At 63.3% G+C, this 6,923-nt stretch carries 6 protein-coding genes and 1 pseudogene; 4 read left to right on the plus strand and 3 right to left on the minus strand.

Features of this window, described 5'->3' with window-relative positions:
- Positions 1–236 precede the first annotated feature (236 nt).
- Positions 237–590: a hypothetical protein gene (locus ACYU7G_RS17425; RefSeq protein ID WP_461110079.1), complete on the plus strand. Its 354-nt coding sequence runs from the start codon at positions 237–239 to the stop codon at positions 588–590.
- Between the two features lie 124 nt (positions 591–714).
- On the opposite strand, the gene ACYU7G_RS17430 is transcribed toward ACYU7G_RS17425, so the two are convergent.
- Positions 715–1,203, minus strand: a complete 489-nt coding sequence (locus ACYU7G_RS17430) for a hypothetical protein (RefSeq protein ID WP_461110080.1) — start codon at positions 1,201–1,203, stop codon at positions 715–717.
- Positions 1,204–1,338: 135 nt separating this feature from the next.
- On the opposite strand from ACYU7G_RS17430, the pseudogene ACYU7G_RS17435 reads away from it, so the two are divergent.
- A pseudogene (locus tag ACYU7G_RS17435) lies at positions 1,339–2,488 on the plus strand (IS3 family transposase).
- A 217-nt stretch (positions 2,489–2,705) separates the two neighbouring features.
- Here ACYU7G_RS17435 and ACYU7G_RS17440 read toward each other — a convergent pair.
- Complete coding sequence (locus tag ACYU7G_RS17440) at positions 2,706–3,221, minus strand: hypothetical protein (protein ID WP_461110081.1); 516 nt, start codon at positions 3,219–3,221, stop codon at positions 2,706–2,708.
- Positions 3,222–3,471: 250 nt separating this feature from the next.
- Here ACYU7G_RS17440 and ACYU7G_RS17445 point away from each other — a divergent pair, with 250 nt between their 5' ends.
- Positions 3,472–4,176 carry a toll/interleukin-1 receptor domain-containing protein gene (locus ACYU7G_RS17445; RefSeq protein ID WP_461110082.1) on the plus strand — a complete coding sequence of 235 codons (705 nt, stop codon included), beginning with the start codon at positions 3,472–3,474 and terminating at the stop codon, positions 4,174–4,176.
- Positions 4,177–4,300: 124 nt separating this feature from the next.
- Here the strand turns inward: ACYU7G_RS17445 and ACYU7G_RS17450 are convergent, their stop codons facing one another.
- On the minus strand, positions 4,301–5,314 hold the full coding sequence (locus tag ACYU7G_RS17450) for a DUF3644 domain-containing protein (RefSeq protein WP_461110083.1): 1,014 nt from the start codon (positions 5,312–5,314) through the stop codon (positions 4,301–4,303).
- A gap of 297 nt (positions 5,315–5,611) precedes the next feature.
- Here ACYU7G_RS17450 and ACYU7G_RS17455 point away from each other — a divergent pair, with 297 nt between their 5' ends.
- A complete protein-coding gene (locus ACYU7G_RS17455; RefSeq protein ID WP_461110084.1) occupies positions 5,612–6,850 on the plus strand; it encodes a hypothetical protein in 1,239 nt (412 codons plus the stop codon).
- Positions 6,851–6,923: the final 73 nt, after the last annotated feature.

Raw genomic sequence — 6,923 nt, forward strand, 5'->3', positions numbered from 1 at the left:
TCGTCGGCCCACTTCTGGATCTGCTCGTCACTGACCATGCGATAATCGTATAACGAAAAAGGGGGTGCGGGAAGAGTCCCCTGCCACTTGCGGAACGCGGCATGACCGGATGGTTGTTCCGCCGTCGGGCGCTGCAGGGGAGTGCCCAGAAAGGAAGCTGATCTGAGCGCGTCGTGGCCACGTCCACGTTGATGGGTACTGAGTCTTGGCGGCGTTCGGGGTGCGAAGCTTGGTGCATGACGGGAATCGAGTCGGCCAGGAAGCCGCGCTGGCATTGGGGGTCGGCCGGGTCCGAACTCTTCGGACCCGACGGCATGGAGTACCTGTTCTTGGACGTCCTTTCGCGTGATGAAGTGGAGAGATTGCTCAGCTTGGCTGAACTCGACGCAGTCAGAGTCGAGTGCGGAGAAGGTATTGCAGAGTGGGTGGACTCGAACCGGGCTCAGGAGGTTTGGGCGAAGGTGAAGACGGATCTCAGCGATGTCGAGGAGTGGCTACCGCCGAAGGGTGCTAAGGGCACTCAGCCCTATGAAGCTCAGTTGTGGCGAGCTGAAGACGGGCGACACCTTCTCCTCTTCACTAGTGAATGACCGCACCATCGGCGGCAGATCCGGACGTTCGAAGCCAGCCTGACCCGAGTGCCGGGTACTCCGCTTTGTCGGTTTGCGCGTGCGGCAGGTGCGAAACGGCGACGAGAGCTAGCCCGTTGGGCTGCTAGACGATGTCTTCCTCCGCGGCAAGACGCAGTTCTGCGTCCGGGCTATTCAGGGCCCGCTCATGAAGCTGTGAAGCACCCTCTTGCAAACCTAGGTAGGCAAGGGTCGACGCAAACATTCTGTACTCGAACTCGTCGTCGGCGGTCTTGTCCAGGTACTCCATCATCAACCGTGGGACGTGTTCCTCTAGTGTCCGGCGATGGACTCGGCCCATGGCCCCCAGAACATCCGGGAGGTGCCGATCATAGAGAGCCCACTCGACCAGACGATCGAGCATCCCGGCGGCAAAGCTCGGGTCCGTGAAGTTGAGGAGGCACAAGACCTCAGTCGTCGGGCCGTCCGCGGTCAGTGCTCTGAGTTCCGCCACGGTTGCGTCGACGTCGGCATAGATCGCCGGTCCGGTCGACATGCGGAGATCGACCAACAATGTGCCGCACCGCTCCAAGACGTGCCGTAGGAGACTCGGATCCGTCTCTGGCTTGGCCATTGACACCTCTTTCATGTGCGCGCCCACTTGGGAGCGGGTTTCACGATGCTATTGGGCTGACCCCGTTTCGTAGGTCCAGTCGTTATGAGAGTCGTCCTGTTGCCCGCGGTCGCGGGCAGGGAGACTGGTCAGATCATGACGAACAGCAGGAAGCGTCACACCCCGGAGCAGGTCGTCCGTAAGCTCGGGCAGGCCGACAGGATGCTCGCCGATGGTCAGGACGTCGCGGCGGTGTGCCGGGAGCTCGGGGTGTCCGAGCAGACGTACTACCGGTGGCGGAACCAGTACGGCGGCCTCAAGGCCGACGACGCAAAGCGCCTGAAGGAGCTGGAGAAGCAGAACGCCACGTTGAAGCGTCTGCTCGCCGAGGCGGAGTTGGAGAAGGCCGCGCTCAAGGAGCTGGCTGAGGGAAACTTCTAGGCCCGGGCAGGCGCCGTGCCGCCGTCGCGCACCTGATCAGGACACTGCAGGTGAGCGAGCGGATGGCGTGCCGTCTGGTCGGGCTGAGCCGCTCCGCGTACCGGCGACCGCTCAAGGGCGACACGGTCGCGGACCCGGATCGCGCGCTCAGGGAGTGGCTGCGCGCCTGGGCGAAGGACCATCCCCGCTACGGGTATCGGCGGGCGTATCACGACGCCCGCGCCGAGGGGTGGGTGGTGAACCACAAGAAGATCCAACGCCTGTGGCGTGACGAAGGGCTCCGGGTCCCGCAGCGGCGTCGACGCAAGCGCGTCGGGTCCTCGACCGTCGACGCGCCGACGGCGGACGCGCCGAACGTGGTGTGGGCGGTGGACTTCCAGTTCGACGCCGACGAGCACGGACGACCGATCAAGATCTGCTCGATCGTCGACGAACACACCCGGGAGTGCATCGGCGGCCTCGTGGAGCGCTCGATTACCGCCGACCGACTCACCGCCCACCTTGAGGACCTCGTCGCCGCCCGGGGCACCCCGGCGGTGCTCAGGTCGGACAACGGGCCGGAGTTCATCAGCGAGGCGATGGCCGACTGGGCCGGCACCCGCACCGGCCTGTCCTACATCCCTCCGGGTTGCCGTGGCGCAACGGGTACGTCGAGTCGTTCAACAGCCGGATCCGCGACGAGTGCCTCAACATCAACAGCTTCTACTCGCTGCTGCACGCACAGGTCATCATCGGCGACTGGAAGGACGAGTACAACCACCACCGCCGGCACTCCTCGCTCGGCTACCTAACCCCAGCCGAGTATGCTCGGCAGTGCACCCATCAAATGGAAACCGACGACTCACAGAACGTCCGGGCCGAATGAAGGGGGCGGCTCACTATACCCGTGCACCGTATGGGTGGTGCCGACGCCCCAACATCGAGCACTGCCGCTCATGTCAGCTATCCCCAATGGTCCGGAGCACTGTCTCGCAACCGGGCACTAGGCAACCATCAGCGTGAGCGAGGCTTCCATACCGACGGATGTGGAGCTCTCACCACGCAAACAAGGTGCGGCAGATCCGGACGTGGTGCTGGTCCTGTCACCGGTGGAACTCGTCCTCGTCGCGGCGCCAGTCGGAGAAGTGAACCATCGGCGCCGCCCTAGGCTGCACGAGACTCTGCTGCAGTGTCGTCATTGCGTACTCGAGATAGGAGACCGAGATCGCCCTCCAGTAGGGACGAGGTTCGGCGAGCGGAAGATTAGCCATACTGGCATCCAAGGAGGCGAGCGAAACGCCGCCGAAGTAATTCCCGAGAGCCGCACGCACGTCAAAGCGAACGCTGCGTATCCCGGGAGGAAGTGCTGAAGCGTGTTGCATGCACAACGACTCAAACTCATTGACGGCCGCAGCGACGTCCTCCGAATCCCAGTTGCGCACGCTGGACTCGTGCAACAACGCGCGCAATCGAGCAAGCGACGGAAGCAGCCGGTCGATAGCCGCGGCATGCGCGCTGGTCGCACGTTGAGCCCGTAGCGTCCACCGAGCGACGAGCCAGGATCCGACGAGGGAGACGATGATGGTGAGCGAACTCCACAGAACTTCTGACAATGGCATGGGACGATCGTCTCCTATACCTCCGACACAAGCCCTCAGACGCCCCTCCCGGACAGAGAGCGAGGAACCCGCCTCCGGGAGAGAAGGGTCAGGTGGCTCATCGCGGCATGGGAGGATGTTCGCGGTGGCGCGGCAGAAGTGCCGGCGTAGCCCCCGGGACACGGTCGGTGCTGGATGGGGCGGACGCGCGGGCATGGGGTGCCCGCCTCCTCTGCCCGCGAGTGTCGGAGGGTTCCCCTACCATGAGGACATGGCTCAGTGCACAGCACCCGTTGAGGGTCACCGCACGGCGAGCGGCGCAGCGAACTGCCCCGCCTGCCGAGGTGGCCGTTCGTACTACAGGACCCCGTCCTACTATCCCCCGCCGACTGTCCGTTACGGCAATGGCGGCGGCATCTCGTCCGGCGGAGGCGGACGGACGACCTCGCGGCGCACCCGCAGCGGCGGCACGGCGACCTACACGTCTACTGAAGAGCGAACGTTTGAGCCGCTGGCCCGTCAGGCCGAGGTCGTGGCGCGCGCCCATCCGGACCGGCGCGACATCTTCCTGTGCCACGCCTGGGATGATCGACAGGGGGCCGCGAAAGAGTTGTGTGACCAGCTCATGTCACACGGCGCGACCGTGTGGTTCAGTGAGTACGATGTCGGGCTCGGTAAGTCGCTGCTCACAGAGATCGACAAGGGTCTGCGAAGTTCCCGCGCCGGGATCGTGCTGGTGACCCCCGCGATGCTCAAGACCTTAGAGGCTGCCACGGGGATCGCGAGCAAAGAGCTGGCCGCACTACTTGCCACTGACCGGGTGATCCCGGTCGCTCACGGTACGGATTTCGACGCGTTGCGGGACGTGAGCCCGCTGCTCGGTGCGCGTTCCGGACTAACCACCGGGACGGCCTTATCCCTGGACGAGGTCGCGAAGAAGATCGCGGCGGCCACCGCAGCAGAGACGGGCAACTGACGGGGACCACGTCCACCGCCGCCCCCTTTCGGACATCGTGACACCCGCTTGGTCCCACCTCGGCACGCTTCAGCAGCGGCAGATTCGGATGCTGGTGTGACGCTCTGCGAACTCGCCTGGCCCCTCAGCCCTTGGCCTTCTTTGCACGCAGGTGCTCGCGGTACTCGACGCGGATCTGTTCGTAGTGCTTGTCGGTGAGCTCGACCATGTAGCGCACGGCGTCGCCCGACCAGACATGGGTCGCGCCATTGCTGTGCTTCCACGCCATGCGCGGGTTGTCGCGCATGTGCTCCTTCCAGCACAAGGCTTGGTGATCGTAGGTCGTCAGCACCTTGCCCTTGTCAGGACCCCCACGCTTGGCATTCACTCGCTCCATAAGCTCGGTCACCGTGTAGGGGTGAGTCTGATTCGGATCGGTCTTCTTCACCATCACACGCTCGCCCTCTTGCGCGACGGAAACCACCAAGTCGGCCCCCGTCACAGCCTTTGCCGAACGCAGGTGAACGTCGTAGACCGCCGCGACGCGCTGCATGTCGGCGCCAGCAGCCTGGGCCTCGTCGAGCAGCTTGCGCAAGCCCGTGATGAAGTCGTGGACCTCGGTGACGGCCGAGGTGGCAGGCTCGGCCTTCATGAACTGGATCGGCTCCGTCGGCGCCTGGGCTCCGAGGGGGAGGAGCTGCCATGTGATCGAGTCGGCCAAGTCCTTGTTAAAGCGATCCAACATGAAGTCTCGGTAGTTGAGGACGCTGGTCTGTAAGAAGGGATAGACCATCTCGCCCAACTCGGCGGCGTAGAGGTGCACCGCACGGTTGCGGTACTCGATGAGAGCGGTCACGTTGGCCGCCAGGGCCCTGCCGTCGACGCCTGTTGGGAAGAGTTTGTGGGTGATCACTTGCTTGAGCGCGTCCTCGGCTGACAGGGTCCGGTACGGCTGGTCGCGCTTCTTGGTATAGAAGATGCGCTTGTTCGCCTGCCGCAGAGCCGCCTTCAACGCGAGCTCCCAAGCGTTGACCACGAGAACCACGGTGACCTCGTCGCGGTACTCCATGCGCGGCTTGTTGTAGACCTCGATCGCTGACAACATCGCCGAGAGCGAGTTCGCGACAAGCCGCCGAGAAGAGATGTAGGGCTGGGGCATTCTTCATCACCTCGGTCAGGGTGGTCATTTGATAACACAGAGCCTAGAGGCTGCTGCAGACGGTTCTCGGTGAGGATGATCGAGACGCTGTTCAAGAGAAGCGTCACCTTGATCTCCGGCAGTCCCGACTCGGGCGTTCGATCCCCAGCGAGTTCAAAGCAACCACGACGACATCGGCCGCTGAGACCTCTGTGACTAGGAGCGTCACCATTATTAGGTGTGGCAGCGCCCACCTAGGGACCGGGACCGGGAGCGCGAGGGCAAGTACTTGTCACTCCCTGTTGGCAGGATGGAGTCATGACAACTTCTGAGCCTGACCTCAGTGTGCACGAGCAGGTCTGGAACGCTGCTGACCCAACGGGTCAGACCCGCTCGATGATCAATGCGGCGATCCACTCTGGCCCTGGTCTCGAGTGGATGACGCGCCTTGGCTTGGTGATCGAGGCCGATTGGCGCCAGTTGGCTTCCGTGAGTGCGGGATACCGACGGACCCTCGATGGCATCGAGGCAGCGATGGTGACCCTAGTCCCTCGAGGGTGGGCGATCATGGTCATGCATTCGGAGTCCATAGAACGTGCAGTGCGGCTCGTGAATGCTGGTCGGGGTGCAGAGGCTGACGCTCAACTCGCCAATCAATGGGAGGCGGAGGGCTCTTGGCGCACGAAGCAAACCTGTGACCGCGTGCGTGTGATGGGGGCTCTCGATCCAGACCTGCAGCCGCTGTTTGAGAACAGGGCCAGACTGCTCTGGCTGGCCAAGCAGCATCACGAGGCAGGCCGCTACGACGCATCCATCCCCCTTCTCCAAGCCCAGCTAGAGGGCATAGTCATGGATGTCACGGGAGGCAAGAAGTTCTTCACCCGAGGCACTGAAAAGGCCGACCTGGTGGACCCTACGAAACTGATGAGCATAGAGGCAGGGCTTGCAGCCCTGCAGGCCACCTATGGTGCGGGCGTAAAGCAGACACAAATGGAGGGCAGCCTGTCGCGGCACGGGGTCGCCCATGGCAGAGAGCTTGCTTACGATACTCGGGTGAACTCGGCCAAGACTTGGTCGGTGATGCACGCACTTGCGGAGTGGGCCTTACCCAAGGCGCGTGTGCTTGTGGGCCAGAGGAAGCTTGCGCGTCAGATGCAGAGCGCGGGCAGCGATTCAGTGGACGCCACGGGCAAACGCGTTGATGATCGAGAGTTCTTCGAGACTCGGGAGATGCTCCGCGTTCTGAGCACATCCGCGACGACTCGGCATCGGAGACACGCTCACTTCCCAGTCGACTTGGTAGGCGCCGTGTACAGCAAGCAGGACTTCGTAAAGCGAGGACTTCCCCCTGAACACGGCGTCTACCAAGATGTTCGTGGCGACAATCAAGGAGTCATGTACTGGCGTGAGACGGTCTCGGGTTGGGTGCTGGGGTTATCGACCCAATTTGAAAACGGGGAGTACTCCGAGCGCTATTTTTCGGCGTCGAGCTCGCCAGAGAGTTTCACCGACTCTAGGTGGTCCCCTCAATGGGAACCGCCTCCGGACTGGGTGTAGCTGAACATGTTCTGTCGCCCCACGCCCTAGATGTGGTTCACTGCGACCACCGTATGCGGCCGGCCGGGTGGAG

The organism is Tessaracoccus terricola (genome assembly GCF_054776555.1).